The organism is Devosia sp. Root635 (assembly GCF_001427605.1).
Classification (GTDB): Bacteria; Pseudomonadota; Alphaproteobacteria; order Rhizobiales; family Devosiaceae; genus Devosia.
In genome coordinates, this window is sequence record NZ_LMGZ01000020.1 from 124,841 (window position 1) to 145,813 (window position 20,973).

A 20,973-nucleotide genomic window follows, 5' to 3' on the forward strand; every position below is an offset into this window, starting at 1 on the left:
GGCACTGCAATTCTCCGCAAAAGTGGGCTTTGAAAATTCCCTAGTTGGTGGCCCCCTGGGTCTCATTTCAATGCGGTTATCGGCACCGAGATGAGACCGGCCGACCTCTCGCTCTATGCTCGCTTTGGCGAGGAGATGGGGCAGATGGTCCGACTTGGAGAACTCATGATGATTTTGGAACTGCATCGACAAGGACTGTCCATCACCGCGATCGCACGGCGGACCGGGCGCGATCCCAAGACCAAGCGCAAATACATCGAACAAGGCATCGAAGCGCCGAGCTATGGTCCACGCTCCGTCGGCAGGCCGAGCAAGCTGGCGCCCTATCTGAATTTTCTCAGCGAGCGCGTGGCAGCGTTTCCCGAACTGAGCGCCGCGCGGCTGACCCGGGAGGTACGAGAGCTTGGCTACACTGGCGCTTATACCGCGGTGAAGCGTTACCTTGCCGCGATCCGCCCCGAAGGCCAGCCCAAGCCGTGTGAGGTGCGTTTCGAAACCCCGCCCGGCGTGCAGGCCCAGGTGGATTTTGCCCGCTTCGTGGTCGAGTTCGCCGATGATCCGGGTACCAGCCGGATCGTTTGGCTGTTCAGCCTGGTGCTCGGGCACTCTCGCTTCCTGTTTGCCCGCTATGTGCTGCACCAGGATCTGCAGAGGCTCGCCGCTTCCGCAACCTCGAGGATATGAACGTCCAGTTGATCGACTGGCTCGGCAGCGTTGCCAATGCCCTTACCCATGGCACGACACAACGGATCGTCGCCGAAGCCTTTGCCGCCGAACAGAACGAGCTGCAGAACTTGCCCGACCAACCCTTTGGAGCGGTGCTCAAGCTGGAGCGGCGGGTCAGCCATGATGGGTTCGTTGCCATCGGCGGCAACTACTACAGCGTACCCGAGGCGCGGGACCGGATCAGCGCATGGAAGGAGGATTACAACAGCCACAGACCGCACTCCTCGCTGGGTAATCTCACGCCCAACGCGTTCGTCGTGCAAACGGCACTGGAAATACAGGCCGCATAGGGCCAAACATCAACCTAAGGACTCTCCTCAAAACCGGAGGGGCTCCCGACCTTCTCCGACTTTGACACCCGCCCTATTGCGGTACATCAGTCCTTCGCATCCAGTTGAAGCGAAATTTCCCAATAATTACAGTGCCCATCTATGTCGCAGGGGGTGCGCCAAATTCTTTAGTAACTTCAGGTGCTTAAGGCTCGGCGTCCGTCACTATCCTAGACGGTGCGCAAACTGCGCGTAAGCGTAAGTGATCGATTCTTGAATCATTTTGCCGCGCAGTTTCGGGCACAAAGCAACAAGTTCAGACAAATTTCGCCTGAAACCGGCCCCCCATAGGCTCCAAAGGCTTGACTGCTGCCCAAGAGGGCAGCGCTCCACAACCGGCAGTTTTGGGGCCGACTGCGGACCGACAGCTTTGGGGTGTCCTCCAGACATACTCGGACGTTGGTCCGCCCAAGTGTGGCTCAAGACGCAAAATGCGTGTCTGGCGCCAAGGCGGTGGGCGTCCTTGTGGTCTGCTCAGACTTCAACCGTCTATGATTCAGAAGTTAACTCCGGCCTCGACCGACATTGACCATTGACTTGGGCAGGAGCGGACGGGGGCGGGTCACGATGAAGACGGCGACACTCAGCAGGAGCAAAGCCAGTCCGCTGGCCGGAACCGATCCGAGTTCGCTAAAACGCATCGCGAAGCCATAGCCGATGGCCATACTGGCTACGGCCACCAGTTTGGTCGGCGTGGAAATGGCGCCCTCGCGCTGCCATGACCGCAGCGGCTTTCCCAGTACGGGATGGTCCAGCAGCCAGCCGGCCATGCGCGGCGACGAGCGGCAGAAGCACCATGCCGCGGCCAGCAGGAATGGCGTGGTGGGCAGCAGCGGCAGCACTGTTCCGGCGGCGCCCAGACCGAGCGCGACCCAGCCCGTCAAGAAATAGAATACGCGGAACCGGGTCACGGCGTCGTCTCGCGCGAGATCATCTGCATGGCGGCCGAGCCCTGCGCCGCCATGCGGGCAATGTCGTCGAAGATATGGGCCAGTTCGGCAAAGACGCTGCGGTCGCCCTCCTGCCAGGTCACCTCTTCCAGCTCGCCGAGCAGGTCCACCAGGGCGGCGATCGAGGCGCGTTGCTGGCGCGCATCCATCAGGCATTGCCGGTCGTGGCGATGCTGTTCCTGCGCGGCGAAGCGCTGCAGGGCGTCATTGACCCGCTGCCGGCAATCGCAATCGAGCGCCACAGTGCCGATGAGGTTGCGGATGCGCCGTGTCAGGCCCGATGCGTCCTCGTCGCGCTCGATGGCCAAGGGCGGGCCATAATACATCATGCTGGCACCTGTTCTGTTGCGGCAGGAATCCAGGCGGCCCCGGTCGTGCCGTGGTGAAAGCCATTGGAGAAAGGCACGTCGGGATAGATGGCGCGCAGCCTTGCCTCGCCCTCCGCCGCATCGATCCGTCCGTCGCGGACCGCGGCGAAGACCTCGGCCACATCAGCCATGTCGCAATGCTGCGGGGAGAGGCGGATATGGCTCACCCCCGCCTGCTGCAGGGCCGGCAGTTCGGCCAGCAGCACCTGGCAGGTATGGGACATGGTCTGCACGCCATTGAGCGTCAGGAAGGATTGGCCATCGAGCGTGTCCACCGCCAGCCCGTCGGGATCGTCCTGGCAGACGAACTGGCAATTGTCCTTGCTGTTGCCCTTGGCGCGGGCATGGGCGCAGCGCGCCGAAATGGCCAGCGGCAGGCGCCCGAAGGCAAAGACCTCGAAATCCGCGCCGGAAGCAGCGCCGATGATTTCAGTCACGGACGCCAGCGGCAATTCCGGCCCCAGGCATATCCGCGTGGCGCCGCGGCTGGCCAGCATGCGGGCGGTGGCGCCGTTATAGACATTGACGAAGGGGCCGATGAGATGCGGCCGCCCCGAGAGGAGGCCCAGCGCCGAGAGATCGTTGGCTTCCACCGGCCATGGGCTGGCTTCGACCAGCTTCCGGGTCAGCATCGCCTCGCGTTCCAGCGTCACCATGGCCATGGAGGCCAGGGCCACTTCCTTGCCGGCATCGGCGAGGCGGTTGGCCACGGCGTCGATAAAAGGCTGGGTGAAGTGGAGCCGCTTGGAGCAGACCACTTCACCCAGAGTTACCGCATCAATCCATGCGCAGTCGGCGATGCGGAAGTAGAAGTCGCGCCAAGCCTCGCCGTCCCACAGATAGGGGACGGGACCGAGGGTGATCCGGAGGTTCCTCCCAGCCATCGGGATCACCGCCACTTCTTTTCGTAAGCGCCCGCCGTGGTCCGCTGGCCTTCGCTGAGGCGGCGGAGATGGGCGAGCAGAGCCGGGCGCTGTTCGGGCGTCGCGGCCAGTGCCTGGCGCAGCCGCGAGACGACTTCGGCCACATAGGCCTTGCCGCGCTGGCGCCCCTCGATCTTGAGCGCGGTGACGCCGGCAGCGCGCAGGGCGTCGAGATGCTCCATGACATCGAGGCTCACAGGGTCCTCGAAGGCATAGCCCCCGTCATCGGCAATGTGGAAGCGACCCTTGCACAGCGTGGGATAGCCGGCCGGCTCGTCGGCGCCGAAGCGGTTGATCGTATAGCCGCCCAGTTCGGACACCATCTCCTCGCCGTCCTCGCGGTAGCGCACATGGCTGGCCGGCGAGCAGACGCCCTGCATGTTGGGCGACAGGCCCGTGGCGTAGGACGAGAGCGAGCAGCGCCCCTCCGCCATGACGCAGAGCCCGCCAAAAGCGAAGACTTCCAGCTCGCAGGCGACCTTGGGCGCGAGCGCCGCAATATCGGCGACCGTGAGCACGCGGGGCAGCACCAGGCGCTTGGCGCCAAAGGTCTGCACCAGGAAATTGATGGCATCGGCATTGGAGGCCGAGGCCTGCACCGAGACATGCAGGCGCTGCCGCGGATGGGTCTCGGAAATATAGGCCATCAGCGCCAGGTCGGCGACGATCAGCGCATCGGCGCCCAGAAGCACGGCATCGTCGGCGGCTTTGTACCAGAGCCGTTCCGCGCCGGCCCGCATGAAAGTGTTGAGCGCCACATAGGTCTGGACATTCCGCGCCTTGCCATAGGCGATGGAGGCGGCCAGCTCCTCGCGGGTGAAATTGAGGCCGGGGAAGTTGCGCGCATTGGTTTCGTCGCGGAAGCCGCAATAGACCGCGTCGGCGCCGGCATCGACGGCTTCGCGATAGGCGGCGGGCGTGCCGGCGGGGCAGATCAGTTCCATGGCTAGACCAACCCGACCAGGGCCCGCTGGCGGACCATTTCGGCCAGCCGCGTGACCAGTGGTGCAAACGGCCCGGCGGCCTTGCCCAGGTCGCGCGGCAGGTCGAACCCGCTGTCATCAAGCGCATTGCGCAGGGCCAGCATGGCCTCCATGTCGCCGGAGATGGACAGGCTGCGGGCAAAGAACATGGCGTCGCCGTCGATCCGCCCTTCCAGCAGCGCCAGCAGGGTCAGCAGCGGTCCACCCGCCGAGGCATCGGCCGGCATGCGGGCCGATTTGCGCGACACGGTGATACTGCGCCGCGCCGGCACGATAAGGAAGCTCAGGTTCAGATCGGCTGGGGTAAAGCGGAAGCTCTTGGTGGCATGATCGCCCAGCCGGTCGAAAAGGGTCGGATGCTGGCGCAGCATCTGGTTGAACACCAGTTTCGTGCCCCGCTGGATGACCGGCAGGGGCAGGCGATTGATCGGCTGCGAAATGGCTTTGGGCAGGATCATGCGGGGCCTCCGGCAGGTTGCGACACGCTCAAGCTAGGCCGGCCCGGCCGCCAATACTTTGCGCTGGCGCAAGGACTGCGCGCGCAGCATCCCTATCGTCGCGCGCATGAGCACCGCCCTCCCGCGCGAAAGCGCCTTTCCCCCCGCGACCGACCTGCGTGGCTTTCTCGATGCACTGGAACGGCGCGGGCGCCTGCACCGGATCGAAAAGCCGGTGAGCCTGGTGCATGACCTCACCGAGGTTCACCGTCGCGTGCTGCTTGCCGGCGGACCGGCGCTGCTAGTCGAGCGGCCGGTGGATGCGGCGGGACGGGTCGGTGAGATGCCGGTGCTGGTCAACCTCTTCGGCACGCAGGAACGCATCGCCTGGGGCATGGGCATCGCGCCCGGTGCCATGCCTGAACTGGGCGAGGCTCTAGCCGACCTACGCAATCCCCGCCCGCCGCGCGGGTTGAAACAGGCCTGGGCGCAGCGCGGCATGCTGGCGGGCGCGCTCAACATGCGGCTGCGTCAGGTCGATCGTGCGCCCAGCCAGAGCCGGGTGCTGACGGGCGAGGCGATGGATCTCGGCCGCCTGCCCATTCAGTGGTGCTGGCCGGGCGAGCCCGCGCCGCTCATCACCTGGCCGCTGGTCATCACGTCAGCGCCCGATGACCCAGATGACATCAATGTCGGCATCTATCGCATGCAGGTGCTGGGGCCAAACCGCGTCATCATGCGCTGGCTGGCGCATCGCGGCGGGGCGCGGCATCATCGCATGTGGCAAAGACAAGGGCGCGACATGCCGGTGGCCGTCGCCATCGGCGCCGATCCGGCCACGATCCTTGCCGCCGTCATGCCGCTGCCCGAGGGCATGAGCGAACTGGGTTTTGCCGGCCTGCTGCGCCGCCGCCGCACCGAAGTCGCCACGGGCAAGACGGTGCCGCTGCCGGTGCCGGCACACGCCGAAATCGTGCTCGAGGGCCATGTCTCGGCCAGCGAGACGGCGCCCGAGGGGCCCTATGGCGATCACACCGGTTATTACAACAGCGTCGAACCCTTCCCGGTGATGACGCTCAGCGCCATCACCATGCGCGACAAGCCCATCTATCTCTCGACCTATACCGGCCGCCCGCCCGACGAGCCGTCCCGGCTGGGCGAGGCGATGACGCCTCTTTTCGCGCCGCTGGCCCGCCGGCAATTCCCCGAAATCATCGACCTGCACCTGCCGCCCGGGGCCTGTTCCTATCGCGCCATGGTCGTCTCCATCGACAAGCGCTATCCCGGCCAGGCGCGGCGGCTCATGCTCGGCCTGTGGTCCATGCTGCCGCAGTTCAGCTATACCAAGCTCATCATTGTGGTGGATGGCGATATCGACATCCGCAAGTGGGAAGACGTCATGTGGGCGCTGGCCACGCGGTTTGATGCGCCGCGCGATCTTGTCGTCGTGCCCGATACGCCCATCGACTATCTCGATTTCGCCTCGCCCAGCCCGGGCCTGGGCGGCAAGCTGGGGCTCGACGCCACTAACAAGCTGAGCCCCGAAACCAGCCGCGACTGGGGCCGCGTGCTGGCCATGACGCCTGAAGTAACGACGCGCGTCGATGTCATCTGGCACGAACTGAACCTGCCATGACACGCGTGGTCCTTGCCATGACCGGGGCATCCGGCGCCGCCATCGGGCTGCGGTCCGCCGAATTGCTGCATGCGCTGCCGGACGTGGAAATTCACCTTGTGGTGTCGCAGGCCGCCGAACGGACCCTGGCGCATGAAGTAGGCCCCGATGCCGCCGTCAGGCTCCGTGCATTGGCCGATGTGGTTCACCCGGTCGACGATATCGGCGCCAGCATTGCCAGCGGCTCCTTCGGTTCGACTGGCATGCTGGTCGCGCCCTGCTCAATGCACTCGCTGGCCGCCATCGCCTCCGGCATTGCCGACAATCTGATCGTGCGGGCGGCCGATGTGCATCTTAAGGAGCGCCGCCGGCTGGTGCTGGTGGCGCGTGAAACGCCGCTGCATCTGGGGCATTTGCGCAATATGGTGGCCGTCACCGAAATGGGCGCCATTGTCATGCCGCCGGTGCCGGCCTTCTACCATCGCCCCGCCAGCGTCGCCGACATCGTCGACCAACTCGCCGCCCGCGCCATAGACCTGCTAGGTCTCCCCGTAGCGCCACTGGCAAGGGAATGGCAGGGCTAGACGGCCAGCGAATGGCGCGCCGTGCCCTGCGCCAGATAGGTGTCGAATTTTGCCGCAATGGCCCGAACGAAGGGCCGGCCGAGTGCGGTCACGCTGAAGTACTCCGCGTCGGCAGTTGTCAGCCCGTCCGCATCCGCGGCGGCGATACCGCGGGCTGTCTCAAACAGCGCCTCACCCGCCGCACCAAAAATCCGCAGCTCATTCCGCGTCAATGCGAAACGGCACAGCAGCGCCTCGATGGCAAAGCCATGCAACCGGTCGGCCGGACCGAGCGCGAAGCCGCGCGCCGTGGCGCCACTACCGGCCAGCACAGCCTTCTGGTATTCGCCTGTCGGCGTGACGTTCTGCACATAGCCCTGCGGCAACTGCCCGATCGACGATGCGCCGAGCCCGATCAGCAAATCCGCCCGGTCATCGGTATAGCCCTGGAAATTGCGCCGCAATTTCCCGGTTCTGCCCGCAATGGCGAGGCTGTCGTTCTCCCGCGCGAAATGATCGAAGCCAACAGGATGCAAACCACCAGAATCGAGCAGGCTTGCCGCCAGCCGGGACTGGGCAAAACGCGCGCTAACATCGGGCAAGGCCGCATCGGGGATCATCTGCTGGTGCTTCTTCATCCAGGGCACATGGGCATAGCCGAACAGGGCCGTGCGGTCGGGTCTCAGCGACAGCACTTGCGCGATGGTTGCCTCGATGCTGGAGAGCGTCTGGTAGGGTAGGCCATAGAGCACATCGACATTGACCGAATGCACACCTCGCGCCCGAACCTGGTCGATAACGTGTTGAGTCTGCTCGAAAGTCTGGATGCGGTTGATGGCCTTCTGTACGCGCGGGTCGAAATCCTGCACGCCCACGCTGGCCCGCGTCAGCCCGAAATCGGCCATGGCATCGAAGCGGTCTTCGCCCAGGTCGTTGGGATCGATCTCGATGCTGATCTCGGCATCGCGGGCGATGGCGAAGCGATCCGCCAGCCGCGCTTTGAGCGCCGCCATATCCGCCGCCGAAAGCATGGTGGGCGAGCCGCCGCCGAGATGGATGGCGGTCACCCTGCCCCGGCCGGCCAGCTGCGCCGATACCCAGTCGATCTCGGCATAAAGCGCCAGCAGGTATTGGGCGATCGGCTCATAGCGTAAGGTGTGCTTGGTGTGGCAGCCGCAGAACCAGCACAGCCGGTCACAATAGGGGATGTGCAGATAAAGTGAGATAGTCGCCGCGTTCGGCACCTCGCCCAGCCAGCGTGCATAGGTGTCCGGCGTGATGCCGGCATGAAAATGCGGCGCCGTGGGATAGCTCGTATAGCGCGGCACGGGGGCCGAATAGCGCTCGATCAGGTCGGTTGTCATGTCGTGGCCATCGCCAATGGGTCGGCACCAAACAGCACGGCATGGCCACCCAGCAGTAACCAGGCGGTGAGCGCGGCGCTAGTGAGAATGGCGATGGCCAGCGCAAGGTCGAAGCGCAGCTTCGTGCGACCAACCAGCACCGCGGCAAACGGCAAAACCGAGGTCGTGCGGGCAATCTCCGCCCATTGCGCCCCCAGCCTGCGGCGCGAGCGCCGATCGGTGATGGCCATGCCGAGCAAGGCAAAAGCCAGGAGCGCGCCGAACAGCAACAGGCTGCGCAGATCGCCATTGGGCACCAGATGGCTACCGGCCCACAGCGCAAAGCCCCACAGCACCGGATGGCGGGTCACCGTGGTGATGGCGCCCGGCCTGAGGTCCGGTTTGCGCAAGGTGATCGAGGCCGGATTGGGGCTCAACAGCCCCGCCAGCAGCAACACCAATGCGATCGGCATCAGCACCAGCGGAAACCAGGCCTGCCAGGGCGCCGGGTCCCAGAGGGGCACGAAATCGAGCTGCAAGGCGGCATGGAACAGCCAGGCCAACGTCAGCAGCGAAACCAGCGAATAGACCACGAGATAGGCCCGTCGTCCCACCGCCGCGACGAGCGTGGCTCGCAAGGCGGGAATGGCGGGCACCATATGCAGCGCCAGGAACAGGACCAGCGCGAGAAGAAACTGGGTCAATTGATGCTCTTTCCTTCCGCATCGGGCAGGAACAACCGAAGCAGTTCGATTTCGCCATGCACATGCCGGCGCATGCTGCCGAAGAAGGACCGCAGCAGATAGCCCACCGCGTCTGGCGACAGCGTCGAGTGGCCCGCGACGAAGCTCTGCAGGGCCTCGCTCACCTCGCCCACCGTGTCGCTGTCGGAGAGGTGCTCCCGCCGCAGCCGCGCCATGGTCCGATCCAGTTCGGGGCGGCGCGATGCCACGAGAATGGGAAACAGGACGGCTTCCTCCAGCTTATGGGTATCCTCGACCAGCGCTTCGAGCGCATCGGCCGTCGCCAGGCACAGGCGCGCGTCGGGATGGGGCAGGCTGTCGGCAATCGCCTCCAGCGCATCGCAAAGGTCGAGCAGGCTCTGATAGTTCTGCTCCAACTGTCCTGCCCTGCCCTTCGGCACCACGATCGACCCCCCTGACCGCCTGTCATTCCTGTCATCCTAGCAGGACAAAAGCCTCCGGCGTTTGACCCCGATCAACTTCACCATGGTTTGGCGGGCTAGAGTGTGCCATGCCGGAAGCCAGTCGAGACGTCGCCATTCATGCCCTTTCCACCCTTCGCCCCCTCCGTTTATTTCGATGAAGCCGATCTCGCCGCGCTGGTCGCGGAGTTCAGCGAGCGGGTGCGACGCAATCCGACCCTGCGCCCGGCCATGGACCGGCTGGTGGGTAATCGCTGGGAAGAGGCGGAAGCGGCGGCGGCATCCTTTCTGCAGGCAACTCTGTTCCTGGAGAAGCGCCCCGACGTGGATGGCGACTGGCTGGCCAGATCCATCCGCATGCTCGATGCCGCGACGATCGATCAGTTGACCGATATCCTGCTCGATTGCGCCCTGGTCGTCCTGCCGCTGCATAGCGCCGCCGTGGTGGCGGAAGTCAGCGATGCGCTGGCGCGGCTGCTCAAGGACGTGGTCATCCATGATGGCGTGATGCGCCAGCGGCTCCTGCTCAAGGTCCAGTCACGGCTGGCCGCCGGCGCACTGATGAGCGGTATCTAGGAATTGTTCTTCTGCTGGTCGCGGCGCGGCTCGTCATCCTCATAGAGAATCCGTTCGGCGGCGCCGTCGAGATCGTCATATTGCCCATCCCGCAGCGTCCAGAGGAACACAACGAGCCCAATGGCCCCCAGGACGATCGAAATGGGGATCAGGTAGAAAAAGTCGCTCATGGCCGCACCGCCACGGCCTGGTGCAGCGGCCAGCGATAGAAGCGATAGCCGCCCCAACCCAACCGCAAGGCGTTCAGCACCACGACAATGGACGACAGCGACATGGCGATGGCGGCAATGAACGGATTGACATAGCCGGCAATGGCGATGGGCAGGGCGATGGCATTGTAGAGCGCCGAGAGCGCAAAATTCTGCCGCACTAGCCGCCCGGCATCGCGCGCCACGGCCAAAGCCAGCGGCACGGCCGACAAATCATCGTGCAGGAAGACGAAATCGGCGGCGCTGCGCCCCACATCGACGGCGCTCGACGGCGCCATGGACACATGGGCCGCCATCAAAGCCGGGGCGTCGTTGAGCCCATCGCCCACCATGAGCACCTTGCGGCCTTCGACCCGCAGGGCGGCGATACGGTCGGCCTTGCCACCCGGCAGCACGCCACCCGCACTGTCGGCAATATGCAGTTCAATCGCCACATCAGCGACGGCGGCGCTGGTATCACCCGAGACGATCTCGACCGCGAGCCCGGCTTCGCGCAAGGCAGAGACCGCGCTGTGCGCACCGGCCCGCAAACCATCGGCAAAGGCGAAGCGGGCCAGTTCCATGCCATTGCGGCTCAGTACCGTGCCACCGGCACCCTCCGCATCCGACAAGGCCCAGTCGGCGCGACCAAGGCGGTAGCGGTCATCGCCCAGCAGGGCCTCAACGCCAAATCCGGGCAACTCGCTGATAGTGGTGAAGCCCGGCATGGCGCCGAGGCCCGCGCCTGCCCTGGTGATGGCGCGCGAATAGGGGTGGCGCGAATGGGCCGCCAGCGCCGCAGCCTGCGCCAGTGTTTCCGGCGCGATATCGCCCAGGTCGAGCAATTGCGGCGAACCCAGGGTCAGCGTGCCCGTCTTGTCGAAGACCACGCTGTCCACCTCGGCCAGCCGCTCCAGCGCCGAGCCATCCTTGACCATGATGCCGGCATCGAACAGGCGCCGCGCCGCCACGACCTGCACCATGGGCACGGCCAAGCCGAGCGCGCAGGGGCAGGTGATGATGAGCACCGCAATGGCCACGGTGACGGCATTATGCAGGTCGCCATTGAAAGCCATCCAACCGAGGAATGCCACGAAGGCTGCCAGATGCACGATTGGCGAATAGAGTTCGGCGGCGCGGTCGGCAATGCGGCGATAGCGGTTGCGCCCGCTTTCGGCCACTTCCATCAGCCGCACCATCTGCGCCAGCGTCGAATCCTGCTCCCCCGCCTCGGCGCTTATGGTCAGCGGCCCGGTAAGGTTCAGCACCCCGGCTTCAAGCCGGGTGCCCGCCTCGGCCGCCACCGGAAGGCTTTCCCCGCTGATCAGGCTCCGGTCGAGGTCCGATGCGCCGCTCAGCACCACCGCATCGACCGGCACGCGCTCGCCGGCCGCCAGCAGGATCGTCATGCCGGGCATGATCTCGCGCAAAGGCAGATATTCCGGGGCGCCATTGTCGCCGAGCACCAGCGCGCCGCGCGGAGCGAGTTTTGCCAGGCCCTTGACCGCGGTGCGAGCGCGTTCGCGCATCACATGGTCAAGCGTACGTCCGATCAGCAGGAAGAAGATCAGCGAGACCGTCGCATCGTAATAGACCTCCTGCCCCGAATGGATCGTGTCGTAGAGGCTCAGCGCAAAGGCCAAAGCGATGCCGATGGTGATCGGCACATCCATATTGGTGCGACCATGGCTTATGGCGTTCCAGGCCGAGCGGTAGAAGACGCGGCCCGAATAGAGCAGAGCCGGCAGGGTCAACCCGGCGCAGATCCAGTGCAGGATGTCGCGTGTCGCGCCGTCGGCGCCCGACCAGACGGAGCCGGACAGCATCATGATATTCATCGAGGCAAAGGCGGCCACCGCCAGCGCCCGGATCAGGCCGGGCAGGGTGCGGTCCTTCTGGCTATCCTCGGTCTCGTAGAGATGGGGCTCATAGCCGAGCCCGACCAATGTCTCGACCATGGGCGGCAGTGCGCGCCCCTCGGGCCAGCGAATGGCCACGCGCTTGGTCGAGAGGTTCACCCGTGCCGACTCCACCCCCTCGAGCGCGTTCAGCGCCTTTTCGATGGTCTGGATGCAGCCGCCGCAATGCACTGCCGGCACCGACAGGTCGATCTGGCGCATGCCCTTGCCGAGGTCACGGCTGGCCAGCCGGATTTCGTCATCCGACGGGCCGCGCCGGATCGGGCCGGCAGCGGCCTCGATGAATTCAGGCGGTGGCAGGCAGCAGCTCATTTCTCGTCGCGCACCGCCGCATAGGCATGCCAGGTGGCATGGCCGAGCAGCGGGAAGATGATGATGAGCCCGATCAAAGCCGTGCCCAGGCTCAGCAGGGTCAGCAGCAGGATGATGGCGCCCCAGAGCAAAGCGGCGGGCAGGTTGTTCCACACCAGCGACATGGACATGGCCATGGCCGAGAAGGCGTCGAGCTTTTTGTCGAGCAGCATGGGAATGGAAAAGGCGCTGATGGCAAAGGAGAAGGCAGCGAAGAGCCCGCCGATCGCCGTGCCGGTGACCAGCATGGCCAGACCCGTCGGCGTGGTGAACAGCATGGCGACGATATGGTCGAAGCCGGGGAAAGGCCGCCAGCCGAAGAACAGCGCATAGAGCAGCACGGCGGCGCGCATCCAGACCAGCATGAGCGTCAGCAGGATCGCCCCGACAAACAGCAGGTGGGCGCCCGCGCCGCGGCCGGGAAACAGCATGCGCCAGAGCGAGACGGGTTCACCCGCTTCCAGCCGCCGGCTCTTTTCATAGAGCCCGGTGGCCAGCAGAGGCCCGACGACGAGAAACCCCGACAAAGCGGGAAACAATATCTGCGCCCAGCCGAAATTGACCATGGCGGCGATGACCAGCAGGGAGAGCAGAGCCACGCCCAGCCCATAGAGCAGGCTGGGCATCGGATGGGTCCAGAGGTCCCGCCAGCCCAAAGCCAGCCAGCGGAAAGCGGCGCTGGCGGGCAGGTGCCGGTTATGATCGACCGCCTTGGGCAGGGGTGCCACATGGGCGGGAATGGGGTGCAGCGTCTTGGCCATGGGCGGTTCCCTTTACTGGTCAGCAGGCCGATTTGGCGGCGCGATAGGTGCCGTGGTCGCCCTCGCCCTTGAGATGGGCCACGCAGTCGGGCTGCGAGGAGAAGGCGACATAGACAAGGTGGGCATTGGCGGCCAGCAGCACGCCGACGATCACGATGGCGGCGATGGTCAGCATGCGGCGCGTGCTGCGCCGGCGCCGGTCGTCATTGTCATGCGTGGCCGCGGGCGCGCTCATTGCTCATTGGCCCTGAGGTCGAGAACATAGAGCGTCAGCAGCTTGATATGGGTGGGCGACAGGCGCCCTTCCCACGATGGCATGGTACCCGCGCGGCCGTGATAGACCGAGTGGCGGATGCTGGCGCGGTCGCCGCCATAGGTCCAGTATTGGTCGGTGAGGTTGGGTGTCCCGGTATCGGTCATGCCCCGGGCATCCTCGCCATGGCAGCCGGCACAATTGGCCGCGAAGACTTCGCCGCCATAGGCCAGGGTGTCGGCATCCATGCCGGCGGCCAGTTCGGGCTGCGACAGGGTCTCGACATAGCTCACCACGGCGTCGATATCGGCGCGTTCCAGCATATGGTCGCGGCCGAAGGCCAGCATCTGGGCATAGCGCGTTTCCGGGCTCGTGCCGTTGATGCCGACGCGGATGGTCTCGGCCACGGTTTCGGGATCGTCACCCCACATGGTTGGGGCGGTGACGAGATTGGGGAAGCCCGGCGTGCCGCGGGCATTGGTGCCATGGCAGGCGGCGCAATTGTCGCCGAACAGGGCCGCGCCGGTTTCCCGCACGATGGCCATCAGCGCGTCATCGGCCTGGATGGCGGCGAAATCCTCGCTGTCGATGCGGCTGGTCCAGCTTTCCCGCTCAACCGCAGCCTCGGTGACGCTCTGTGTCACGGCCACGCGCTGGTCCACCCCCAGGAGGCCTCGGAAGTAGCCGTTGATGCCTGGCCAACTCGGCATGAGCACCGTCCAGGTGACGGAAAAGATGGTCGCGGTGATGAGGAAGGCCCAGAGCAGGCGCGGAACCGGGGTATTGAGTTCCTTGATGCCGTTCCATTCATGCCCGGTCGTGGTCTGCCCCGAGACCTTGTCGCGTTCGATCAACCCCGCCATGGCCGGTCCTCCTCTTCGAGCACGGGGCGCTTTGCCGCTTCGTCAAAGCCCTTCTTGTTGGAGGGCCAATAGGTCCACACCAAAGCGATCACGCTGAGCGCGACGAGATAGAACAGGCCGAACGACTTGGAAAAGCCGACGACGGTGTCGTGGTCGAATGGCATTATTCGGCCTCCGGCTGGGGTTGATGGGCGGCGTCGGTCAGGTTGCCGAGCACCTGGAGATAGGCGACCAGCGCATCCATGTCGGTGAGGCGCGTCGCCTCGCCGTCGAACAGGCGGATATTGGTGGCGTCGCCATAGCGCTTGGCCACGCCGCCGGCAGCGGCACTGTCGGGGTTGGCCTGGCCATAGGCGTCGAGCGGTGCATTGGCGATCTGCTCGTCGGTATAGGGCACCCCCACGGCGCGCAAAGCCGCCAGATGTTCGCCCAGGTCATCGGTATGGAGCTGCGCGCGCAGCAGCCAGCGATAGGCCGGCATCTTGGATTCGGGCACGACGTCGCGCGGGTTGTTGAGGTGGATGGTGTGCCAGGCGTCGGAATATTTGTTGCCCAGCCGCGCCAGGTCCGGCCCGGTGCGCTTGGAACCCCAGAGCTGGGGATGGTCGTAGCTCGACTCCACCGCCAGCGAATAAGGCCCATAGCGCTCGACTTCGTCGCGCAGCGTGCGGATCATCTGGCTGTGGCAGGCATAGCATCCTTCGCGGATATAGATGTTGCGCCCGGCCACTTCGAGCGGAGTATAGACGCGCATGTCGGGCGCTTCCTCCACCGTTTCGTCGATGGTGAAGAGCGGCGCGATCTCGATCAGGCCGCCGATCGAGGCGACGAGGACGATGAAGGCGACAAGGCCGACCGCGCTGCGTTCGAGATTATAGTGTAGGCCGAACATGGGTCTATTCTCCGGCTTGCAAGGCGGGCTTGGCGGGAATGTCGAGTGCGGCGTCATCGGCGGCTGGAGCCGGCATGCGGATGGTCATCACAACATTGTAGAGGGCGGTCAGCGCGCCGAGCAGGAATAGCAGGCCGCCGAAGGCGCGGGCGATGTAATAGGGGTGCATGGCCACGAGGCTGTCGATGAACGAATAGGTCAGGCCGCCGCTCTCGGTATAGGTGCGCCACATCAGGCCCTGGATGACGCCCGAATTCCACATGGCGAAGACGTAGATGACGGTGCCCGACAGGGCGAGCCAGAAGTGAACCTCGACCAGCTTCTGCGAATAGATGCGCTCGCGCCTGAACATGGACGGCACGATTGAATAGAGCGAGCCGAAGGTGATCATGGCCACCCAGCCCAGCGCCCCGGCATGCACATGGCCGATGGTCCAGTCGGTATAATGGCTGAGCGAGTTCACCGCGCGAATGGCCATGAACGAGCCTTCGAACGTGGTAATGCCGTAAAAGATCGCGGCCAGGGCCATGAAGCGGAGCACGGCGTCGTCGCGCACCTTGTGCCAGGCGCCGTTCAGCGTCAGCAGGGCATTGCCCGCCGAAGCCCAGCTCGGCACCAGCAGCACGACCGAGAAGGCCATGCCCAGCGTCTGCACCCAATGGGGCAGGGCGGTATAATGCAGGTGGTGCGAGCCGGCCCACATATACATGAAGGTGATGCCCCAGAAGCTGATGATTGACATCCGGTAGGAGAAGATCGGCCGGCCGGCGCGCTTGGGCAGGTAGTAATACATCATGCCCAGGAAGCCCGCGGTGAGGAAGAAGGCCACCGCGTTATGGCCGTACCACCACTGGGTCATGGCATCCTGCACGCCCGAGAACAGCGAATAGGATTTGGCGCTGCCCAGCGAGATCGGCACGGCCAGGTTGTTGACGATATGCAGGATCGCCACGACCAGGATGAAGGCCATGTAGTACCAGTTGGCCACATAGATATGCGGCTCCTTCCGGCGGGCGAGGGTGCGCATATAGATGGCGAAATAGACCACCCAGACCACCACCAGCCAGATATCGGCATACCATTCGGGCTCGGCATATTCCTTGGACTGGGTCAGGCCCATCAGATAGCCGCTGGCGGCAATGATGCAGAAGAGGTTGTAGCCCAGCAGCACGAACCACGGGCTGATCTGGTCGGGCAGGCGCGCGCGGGTGGTGCGCTGCAGCACATGGAACGAGGTGGCGATCAGCGCATTGCCGCCGAAGCCGAAAATGACGCCTGATGTATGGACCGGACGCAGGCGGCCAAAGCTCAGCCAGGGAACGTCGAATGTCATGTCCGGCCAGGCCAGCAGGGCCGCGACCCAGAAGCCGACGCCCATGCCAACAACCGCCCAGAGCAACGTCAGGATCAGGCCGACGCGCGTGGGTGCATCGTAATATTCGTTGAGCCGTTCCGCGCTGGGCTCGGGCGCGTCCAGGCCGCGCATGACGGCGATGAAGCCGCCCAACCCTGCCGCCAGCACGATCCAGCCATGGATGCCCAGCAGGTCGTTGCGACCGCCAATGGCCATAGCCAGTCCGATCAGCCCCAGCGCTCCCAGGATCAGCATGGCCCAAAGCCGCTCGGCCCGCGTCAGATCTGCAATCATGTTTTAGCCCTGCCTCAACGTCAGGCGCGAAGCCTGCCTTCCCGCCGAGCCGTAGCGGAAAAACCGCCCCGGTCTTTGATCCAGGACAAAGACCGCGACTTATCGCGCTCGCATGTGCGCGCCGTGCCGCCCTGTCGCGGTGGTTTTGTTTGTCCGGCGACAAAGTGGTGCGGTCCTTATGGCGCTAAGCCATGGTTCAGCCCGGGTTCTGGCCGCTGCCCGGCGCTCCTCCTGTATGCGGCCGAACGGAGTAGTGACCGACATGTCCGAAACCGAGGCTTTCCCCTCCTTCATCGATGTCCGCATCGTGCCGCCCGGCCAGCGCCATCCCCGCATCTTCGCCATGGCCCATGCGCTCGAGATCGGGGAATCCTTCACCATCATCAATGACCACGACCCCAAGCCCCTGCATTACCAGTTGCAGGCCGAATATCCCGGCCAGTTCTCCTGGACCTATCTCGAAAGCGGCCCGGAAGTCTGGCGCGTCGAGCTGGGCCGACAGGCCGAGGCCTGACGGACGATCGCCATGCCCGGAGCAAGCCTTTCCCGTTGGACCCTCACCTATTTCGCCTGCGCCCTGGCCTGCCTGGTCGCGGCAGAAGCATTGATGGTCATGGGCTTTGGCTATCCGGGCGCGGCGATCGAAGCGCCCGAAACGCTGATCCTGGTGCATCTGGTCGCCATCGGCTGGCTGAGCCTGTTGCTGTGCGGGGCGCTGTTCCAGTTCGTGCCCGTGCTGGTGGCGCGGCCGCTGCTGGGCGAAGAGCTGCCGCCCGTGGCGCTGGCTTTCGTCCTTCTCGGCCTTGGCGTTTTGTTGTCCGGCTTTGCCGCCATGGCGGGAATTATTGTGGTTCCGCTTGAAGTTATGCCGCTGGGCGGGCTCCTGCTCGTCATCGGCTTCGGGCTCGTCATTGTCTCGCTGGGCCGTACCCTCTGGGCTGCGCGACCCTTGGCCATGCCGGCCCGCTTCGTCGTGGTGGGGCTGGCGGCCTTGGCCGCCACGGCCCTGTTCGGCGAGAGTTTTGCGCTGATCCTGTCCGGGCTGGTGGGCGGCGAAGCAGCCTTGTCATTATTGCTCAATGGGGTGCCGCTGCATGCGCTGCTGGGGCTGGGCGGGTGGATGAGTTTCACCGCCATGGGGGTCAGCTACCGGCTGCTCGCCATGTTCATGCTGGCGCCGGAAACCGAGCGTTTCTCGACCAGTATCGTCCTGATCATCGGCACGCTGACGCTGGTGCTCATTGCCGCGGCAACGCCCTTTGCCATGGCGGCGGGGGGCGGGGTCGGGGGCATGCTGCTGGCGGCGGCGGTGACCGGGCTCTGCGCGCTGGGCGTCTATGGCAGCGACATGCTGGCGCTCTACCGCCAGCGCAAGAGGCGCAATATCGAGCTCAATGCCGTGGCGGCAATCGGGGCGTTTGCCGCCCTGCTCGCTGCCGGCTTGCTGCTGGTTTTCCTGCTGTTTGCCGGCAGCTTGCCTGCTCATGTCGGGGCGCTGACCTATCTCTTCGCTTTCGGCTGGCTCGGCGGACTGGGCCTAGCCAAACTCTACAAGATCGTTGCCTTCCTCACCTGGCTCGAATGCTTCGCGTCGGTGCTCGGCAAAAGGCAGACGCCGCGCGTGCAGGACCTGGTCGATGAGCGCCATGCGGCGCCGTGGTTCGGCGTCTATTATGCCGCGGTTGGGTTGGGCACGCTGACCCTGCTGGTGGACCTGGCGCTGGCCTTCCGGTTCTTCGCCTTCATGCAGCTCGTCGCCACGCTGGCGATCATCCGCCACCTCTATCGCTCGCGCGAATTGCTCAATGTGCCGGCCGACCTGCGGCGCGGCTTTGCTCGGCCCCATCCCTTCTGGCCTCAACCCATTGCGAGGAAACTGCCATGAACGATCTCGAACTCGATGTCCGCCCCATCCTGCGTCATGGCCGGGAGCCGTTCGGCGCCATCATGGGCGCAGTGAACCGGCTGGCCAAGGGCCAGCGCCTCAAGCTCTATGCCACGTTCAAGCCCGAGCCGCTGTTCCATGTCATGGCCAGCCAGGGTTTTTCCAACGAGGCGAGCCCTCTGGAAGACGGTGAGTGGATGGTGATCTTCACGCCCGTCGATGGCGAGCGGGTGGCCGTGGTCGAATCCAGCCCGGATTCGCCCGAGAGCTGGCCAGACCCGGCGCATTACCTCGATTGCGCCGAGCTCGATCCGCCCGAGCCCATGGTGCGCATCCTGGCCCAGCTCGAGACCATGCCGGAGGGCGAGGTGCTGTTTGCGCTTTTGGGCCGCGAGCCGATCTTCCTGTTCCCGGAACTCAAGTCGCGCGGCCATGCCTGGGCCGGTGATTTCGACGAGACCGGGGCGGCCTATCGGCTGATGATCCGATCGGGAGGGCGGAAGTGAGCGCGGAGAAGGTCGATGAGATCCGCGAGGCGCTCAAGGCGGTGATCGATCCCGAACTGGGGCAGAATGTCGTCGATCTCGGCCTGATCTACGAGATCGAAGTGATCGACGACTGCGTGGTCCGCATCAGCATGACCACGACGACGCGCGGCTGCCCGGCCACTGGCTACCTCAAGCAGGCGGTGCAGGATGTGGCCTGGGCCGTGCCTGGGGTGGAGTTCGCCGATGTCGAGCTGACCTACGATCCGCCCTGGTCGCCCAGCTTCATCGCGCCTGAGATCGCGGGCCTCCTGGGGGGGCGCTAGTCATTCCGGCCGATCGCGGCGCTTCTGCACCAGCACCGGGCCATATTCAGCCACATAGAGCGCAAAGGCGACGATCCAGCACAGGCCCGTGGCCGAGAGCAGCTCGGTATAATAGTCCGGCCAGACGCTGGCGAGCGGGCGCAGCAGCGCAGCCAGGATCAGCGCAGTATAGCTCAATGCCGTGACGCGCGAGGCGGCCAGGGGCAGGCCGGTATGGCCGCGCGTGGCCCGGCTCATGATGGCCAGGGTCATGACGCCGATGGCGCCGACCGTGAAGACATGGAGCGAGGCGACCGGCTCGGTCCAGCCCAGTTGCGCAGCGGCGATGGCGAGGAATCCCAGCGGCACGAAGGCATAGCCGAGATGCAGCACAAGGACGAGTTTTTCGTCCCAGCTCTGCCAGCCGCGCCAGCGCCATAGCCGTACCAGATGCAGGAGGCCGGCCACAAGACAGGCCAAAGCCGTCCAGATGGTGCCGGGCAGGGCGACCCAGAGCGTCAGGGCCGCCAGTCCCACCAGCAGGGCCACGGTGTCGAAGCGGTTGTAGGGGACGGGCAGGTCGATGGCGTGGCGCTTGACCAGCCAGTTGCGCGTGAAGCTGGGCACGACGCGACCGCCCATGATGGACACCAGCATGACGAAGGCGCCCACGCCCAGCCGATTGGCAAGGCCGGTATCGCCGGTCCAGGCGATGAGCAGGTGGAAGCCGATATTGGCAATGGCCAGCGCGAGGATGCCGCCCAGAATCTTGAGGTCCTTCCATTTGCGGCCGGCAATGATTTCGCGGGCGCAGGTGGCCAGCAGCAGCGGCAGGAAGGCGGAATCGATCAGGATGGACGGGACAAGCCCCAGAACATCTGGTGCCAGCAGGACCAGCCGCCCGGCGCACCAGACGGCAAAGAGCACGATCAGCGGCGGGCCCGAAACCGGCAGGCGGCCGGTCCAGTTGGGCACGGCGGTCAGCAGGAACCCTGCCAGGGCGGCCGAACTATAGCCGAACAGCATTTCATGGGCGTGCCAATAAGGCCCGCCATAGCTGCCGCCGATCTCCCAGCCGGCAGCGAGTGCACCGATCCAAAGCGCCATGGCGGCAATCGCCCAGATTCCGGCCGCGAGGAAGAACGGCCGGAAGCCATAGGAAAAGATCACCGGCCCGCTGCGGGCAATGCCGCGCGGCACGGGGATGCGCTTGGCGGCGGGGGAAATCTCGTTCATGGCGGCTCCGGCTGAACAGGGTGGTTCAGCGGGCGCTTTATGTCAGTTCGACGCCAGGGTCTTTGCGCTGGCGCAAGCAGATTGGCGGTTCCTCGAGGGCTGGTATGCGTGACTCACCCCCACCCTCATTCCCTCCCCACAAGGGGGAGGGAAGTCCGATCAGCGCAGGGCCTCGATTGTGCCCACGGACGGTGGCGGGAGCCACAGAA

General features: G+C 65.2%; 25 protein-coding genes and 1 pseudogene. 9 read left to right on the top strand and 17 right to left on the bottom strand.

What is annotated here, in order from left to right; translation table 11 throughout:
* Positions 1-144: 144 nt before the first annotated feature.
* Together ASD80_RS13535 and ASD80_RS19090 are read left to right on the top strand one after the other, a co-directional pair.
* Positions 145-905, top strand: a pseudogene (locus tag ASD80_RS13535) (Mu transposase domain-containing protein); the annotation flags it as partial.
* Positions 906-1,016, top strand: a complete 111-nt coding sequence (locus ASD80_RS19090) for an integrase core domain-containing protein (RefSeq protein WP_413813380.1) — start codon at positions 906-908, stop codon at positions 1,014-1,016.
* Positions 1,017-1,558: 542 nt separating this feature from the next.
* Here ASD80_RS19090 and ASD80_RS13545 read toward each other — a convergent pair.
* Genes ASD80_RS13545 through ubiT form a run of 5 tightly spaced genes read right to left on the bottom strand, consistent with a single transcriptional unit; the run spans position 1,559 to position 4,737 of the window.
* Positions 1,559-1,966, bottom strand: coding sequence for a YbaN family protein (locus tag ASD80_RS13545; RefSeq protein WP_056233704.1), 408 nt, complete (start codon positions 1,964-1,966; stop codon positions 1,559-1,561).
* Positions 1,963-2,334: a hypothetical protein gene (locus tag ASD80_RS19095; RefSeq protein ID WP_244489007.1), complete on the bottom strand. Its 372-nt coding sequence runs from the start codon at positions 2,332-2,334 to the stop codon at positions 1,963-1,965. The genes ASD80_RS13545 and ASD80_RS19095 overlap by 4 nt, the downstream gene beginning before the upstream one ends.
* A complete protein-coding gene (ubiV, locus tag ASD80_RS13555; RefSeq protein WP_056233708.1) occupies positions 2,331-3,257 on the bottom strand; it encodes a ubiquinone anaerobic biosynthesis protein UbiV in 927 nt (308 codons plus the stop codon). Before ubiV ends, ASD80_RS19095 begins: the two co-directional genes overlap by 4 nt.
* Positions 3,258-3,262: 5 nt before the next feature.
* Positions 3,263-4,240: a ubiquinone anaerobic biosynthesis protein UbiU gene (gene ubiU / locus ASD80_RS13560; protein WP_056233710.1), complete on the bottom strand. Its 978-nt coding sequence runs from the start codon at positions 4,238-4,240 to the stop codon at positions 3,263-3,265.
* A 2-nt stretch (positions 4,241-4,242) separates the two neighbouring features.
* Complete coding sequence (gene ubiT / locus ASD80_RS13565; protein ID WP_056233712.1) at positions 4,243-4,737, bottom strand: ubiquinone anaerobic biosynthesis accessory factor UbiT; 495 nt, start codon at positions 4,735-4,737, stop codon at positions 4,243-4,245.
* Positions 4,738-4,843: 106 nt separating this feature from the next.
* Here ubiT and ASD80_RS13570 point away from each other — a divergent pair, with 106 nt between their 5' ends.
* Together ASD80_RS13570 and ASD80_RS13575 are read left to right on the top strand one after the other, a co-directional pair.
* Positions 4,844-6,352, top strand: a complete 1,509-nt coding sequence (locus ASD80_RS13570) for a UbiD family decarboxylase (protein WP_056233713.1) — start codon at positions 4,844-4,846, stop codon at positions 6,350-6,352.
* Positions 6,349-6,915: a UbiX family flavin prenyltransferase gene (locus ASD80_RS13575; RefSeq protein WP_056233715.1), complete on the top strand. Its 567-nt coding sequence runs from the start codon at positions 6,349-6,351 to the stop codon at positions 6,913-6,915. Before ASD80_RS13570 ends, ASD80_RS13575 begins: the two co-directional genes overlap by 4 nt.
* Here the strand turns inward: ASD80_RS13575 and hemN are convergent.
* The 3 genes from hemN to ASD80_RS13590 are packed head-to-tail and all read right to left on the bottom strand — an operon-like array spanning position 6,912 to position 9,384.
* Entirely contained in the window at positions 6,912-8,258 is a 1,347-nt protein-coding gene (gene hemN / locus ASD80_RS13580; RefSeq protein WP_056233720.1) for an oxygen-independent coproporphyrinogen III oxidase, read from the bottom strand. The two genes, ASD80_RS13575 and hemN, sit on opposite strands and share 4 nt — an antisense overlap.
* Positions 8,255-8,941, bottom strand: a complete 687-nt coding sequence (locus ASD80_RS13585; RefSeq protein WP_056233722.1) for an NnrU family protein — start codon at positions 8,939-8,941, stop codon at positions 8,255-8,257. Before ASD80_RS13585 ends, hemN begins: the two co-directional genes overlap by 4 nt.
* Entirely contained in the window at positions 8,938-9,384 is a 447-nt protein-coding gene (locus ASD80_RS13590) for a hemerythrin domain-containing protein (RefSeq protein ID WP_162247365.1), read from the bottom strand. Before ASD80_RS13590 ends, ASD80_RS13585 begins: the two co-directional genes overlap by 4 nt.
* Positions 9,385-9,522: 138 nt before the next feature.
* On the opposite strand from ASD80_RS13590, the gene ASD80_RS13595 reads away from it, so the two are divergent.
* Positions 9,523-9,978, top strand: coding sequence for a hypothetical protein (locus tag ASD80_RS13595; protein ID WP_056233724.1), 456 nt, complete (start codon positions 9,523-9,525; stop codon positions 9,976-9,978).
* Here ASD80_RS13595 and ccoS read toward each other — a convergent pair.
* Genes ccoS through ccoN form a run of 8 tightly spaced genes read right to left on the bottom strand, consistent with a single transcriptional unit; the run spans position 9,975 to position 16,853 of the window.
* Complete coding sequence (ccoS, locus tag ASD80_RS18540; RefSeq protein WP_082555283.1) at positions 9,975-10,148, bottom strand: cbb3-type cytochrome oxidase assembly protein CcoS; 174 nt, start codon at positions 10,146-10,148, stop codon at positions 9,975-9,977. The two genes, ASD80_RS13595 and ccoS, sit on opposite strands and share 4 nt — an antisense overlap.
* Complete coding sequence (locus tag ASD80_RS13600; protein WP_056233726.1) at positions 10,145-12,397, bottom strand: heavy metal translocating P-type ATPase; 2,253 nt, start codon at positions 12,395-12,397, stop codon at positions 10,145-10,147. Before ASD80_RS13600 ends, ccoS begins: the two co-directional genes overlap by 4 nt.
* The gene (locus ASD80_RS13605; protein WP_056233728.1) at positions 12,394-13,197 is read right to left on the bottom strand and encodes a DUF2189 domain-containing protein; all 804 of its coding nucleotides are present in this window, start codon (positions 13,195-13,197) and stop codon (positions 12,394-12,396) included. Before ASD80_RS13605 ends, ASD80_RS13600 begins: the two co-directional genes overlap by 4 nt.
* A gap of 19 nt (positions 13,198-13,216) precedes the next feature.
* The gene (locus tag ASD80_RS13610; RefSeq protein ID WP_056233730.1) at positions 13,217-13,432 is read right to left on the bottom strand and encodes a hypothetical protein; all 216 of its coding nucleotides are present in this window, start codon (positions 13,430-13,432) and stop codon (positions 13,217-13,219) included.
* Positions 13,429-14,313, bottom strand: a complete 885-nt coding sequence (gene ccoP / locus ASD80_RS13615) for a cytochrome-c oxidase, cbb3-type subunit III (RefSeq protein WP_056233732.1) — start codon at positions 14,311-14,313, stop codon at positions 13,429-13,431. The genes ASD80_RS13610 and ccoP overlap by 4 nt, the downstream gene beginning before the upstream one ends.
* A complete protein-coding gene (locus tag ASD80_RS18545) occupies positions 14,301-14,477 on the bottom strand; it encodes a cbb3-type cytochrome c oxidase subunit 3 (RefSeq protein ID WP_082555284.1) in 177 nt (58 codons plus the stop codon). Before ASD80_RS18545 ends, ccoP begins: the two co-directional genes overlap by 13 nt.
* Positions 14,477-15,205 carry a cytochrome-c oxidase, cbb3-type subunit II gene (ccoO, locus tag ASD80_RS13620; RefSeq protein WP_056233734.1) on the bottom strand — a complete coding sequence of 243 codons (729 nt, stop codon included), beginning with the start codon at positions 15,203-15,205 and terminating at the stop codon, positions 14,477-14,479. Before ccoO ends, ASD80_RS18545 begins: the two co-directional genes overlap by 1 nt.
* 4 nt (positions 15,206-15,209) lie before the next feature.
* Positions 15,210-16,853, bottom strand: coding sequence for a cytochrome-c oxidase, cbb3-type subunit I (ccoN, locus tag ASD80_RS13625; RefSeq protein WP_056233736.1), 1,644 nt, complete (start codon positions 16,851-16,853; stop codon positions 15,210-15,212).
* A 262-nt stretch (positions 16,854-17,115) separates the two neighbouring features.
* Between ccoN and ASD80_RS13630 the strand changes: the two genes are divergently transcribed.
* The 4 genes from ASD80_RS13630 to ASD80_RS13645 are packed head-to-tail and all read left to right on the top strand — an operon-like array spanning position 17,116 to position 19,549.
* A complete protein-coding gene (locus ASD80_RS13630) occupies positions 17,116-17,367 on the top strand; it encodes a DUF2249 domain-containing protein (RefSeq protein ID WP_082555304.1) in 252 nt (83 codons plus the stop codon).
* 12 nt (positions 17,368-17,379) lie between these two features.
* Entirely contained in the window at positions 17,380-18,738 is a 1,359-nt protein-coding gene (locus tag ASD80_RS13635; protein ID WP_056233740.1) for a hypothetical protein, read from the top strand.
* The gene (locus ASD80_RS13640; protein ID WP_056233742.1) at positions 18,735-19,244 is read left to right on the top strand and encodes a DUF2249 domain-containing protein; all 510 of its coding nucleotides are present in this window, start codon (positions 18,735-18,737) and stop codon (positions 19,242-19,244) included. The genes ASD80_RS13635 and ASD80_RS13640 overlap by 4 nt, the downstream gene beginning before the upstream one ends.
* Positions 19,241-19,549, top strand: a complete 309-nt coding sequence (locus tag ASD80_RS13645; RefSeq protein ID WP_156460453.1) for a metal-sulfur cluster assembly factor — start codon at positions 19,241-19,243, stop codon at positions 19,547-19,549. Before ASD80_RS13640 ends, ASD80_RS13645 begins: the two co-directional genes overlap by 4 nt.
* On the opposite strand, the gene ASD80_RS13650 is transcribed toward ASD80_RS13645, so the two are convergent.
* Positions 19,550-20,764 (bottom strand): NnrS family protein, encoded by a 1,215-nt coding sequence (locus ASD80_RS13650; RefSeq protein ID WP_056233746.1) that lies wholly within the window; start codon positions 20,762-20,764, stop codon positions 19,550-19,552. It abuts the gene before it with no gap.
* Positions 20,765-20,973: the final 209 nt, after the last annotated feature.

Coding starts and splice junctions, on each gene's coding strand:
- ubiT (WP_056233712.1), bottom strand. CDS start 4,737: ATGATCCTGCCCAAAGCCATTTCGCAGCCGATCAATCGCCTGCCCCTG.
- ASD80_RS13575 (WP_056233715.1), top strand. CDS start 6,349: ATGACACGCGTGGTCCTTGCCATGACCGGGGCATCCGGCGCCGCCATC.
- ubiU (WP_056233710.1), bottom strand. CDS start 4,240: ATGGAACTGATCTGCCCCGCCGGCACGCCCGCCGCCTATCGCGAAGCC.
- ASD80_RS13630 (WP_082555304.1), top strand. CDS start 17,116: ATGTCCGAAACCGAGGCTTTCCCCTCCTTCATCGATGTCCGCATCGTG.
- ccoO (WP_056233734.1), bottom strand. CDS start 15,205: ATGTTCGGCCTACACTATAATCTCGAACGCAGCGCGGTCGGCCTTGTC.
- ASD80_RS13595 (WP_056233724.1), top strand. CDS start 9,523: ATGCCCTTTCCACCCTTCGCCCCCTCCGTTTATTTCGATGAAGCCGAT.
- ubiV (WP_056233708.1), bottom strand. CDS start 3,257: ATGGCTGGGAGGAACCTCCGGATCACCCTCGGTCCCGTCCCCTATCTG.
- hemN (WP_056233720.1), bottom strand. CDS start 8,258: ATGACAACCGACCTGATCGAGCGCTATTCGGCCCCCGTGCCGCGCTAT.
- ASD80_RS19095 (WP_244489007.1), bottom strand. CDS start 2,334: ATGATGTATTATGGCCCGCCCTTGGCCATCGAGCGCGACGAGGACGCA.
- ASD80_RS13600 (WP_056233726.1), bottom strand. CDS start 12,397: ATGAGCTGCTGCCTGCCACCGCCTGAATTCATCGAGGCCGCTGCCGGC.
- ASD80_RS18545 (WP_082555284.1), bottom strand. CDS start 14,477: ATGCCATTCGACCACGACACCGTCGTCGGCTTTTCCAAGTCGTTCGGC.
- ASD80_RS13610 (WP_056233730.1), bottom strand. CDS start 13,432: ATGAGCGCGCCCGCGGCCACGCATGACAATGACGACCGGCGCCGGCGC.
- ccoN (WP_056233736.1), bottom strand. CDS start 16,853: ATGATTGCAGATCTGACGCGGGCCGAGCGGCTTTGGGCCATGCTGATC.
- ASD80_RS13650 (WP_056233746.1), bottom strand. CDS start 20,764: ATGAACGAGATTTCCCCCGCCGCCAAGCGCATCCCCGTGCCGCGCGGC.
- ASD80_RS13635 (WP_056233740.1), top strand. CDS start 17,380: ATGCCCGGAGCAAGCCTTTCCCGTTGGACCCTCACCTATTTCGCCTGC.
- ASD80_RS13640 (WP_056233742.1), top strand. CDS start 18,735: ATGAACGATCTCGAACTCGATGTCCGCCCCATCCTGCGTCATGGCCGG.
- ccoP (WP_056233732.1), bottom strand. CDS start 14,313: ATGGCGGGGTTGATCGAACGCGACAAGGTCTCGGGGCAGACCACGACC.
- ASD80_RS13570 (WP_056233713.1), top strand. CDS start 4,844: ATGAGCACCGCCCTCCCGCGCGAAAGCGCCTTTCCCCCCGCGACCGAC.
- ccoS (WP_082555283.1), bottom strand. CDS start 10,148: ATGAGCGACTTTTTCTACCTGATCCCCATTTCGATCGTCCTGGGGGCC.
- ASD80_RS13605 (WP_056233728.1), bottom strand. CDS start 13,197: ATGGCCAAGACGCTGCACCCCATTCCCGCCCATGTGGCACCCCTGCCC.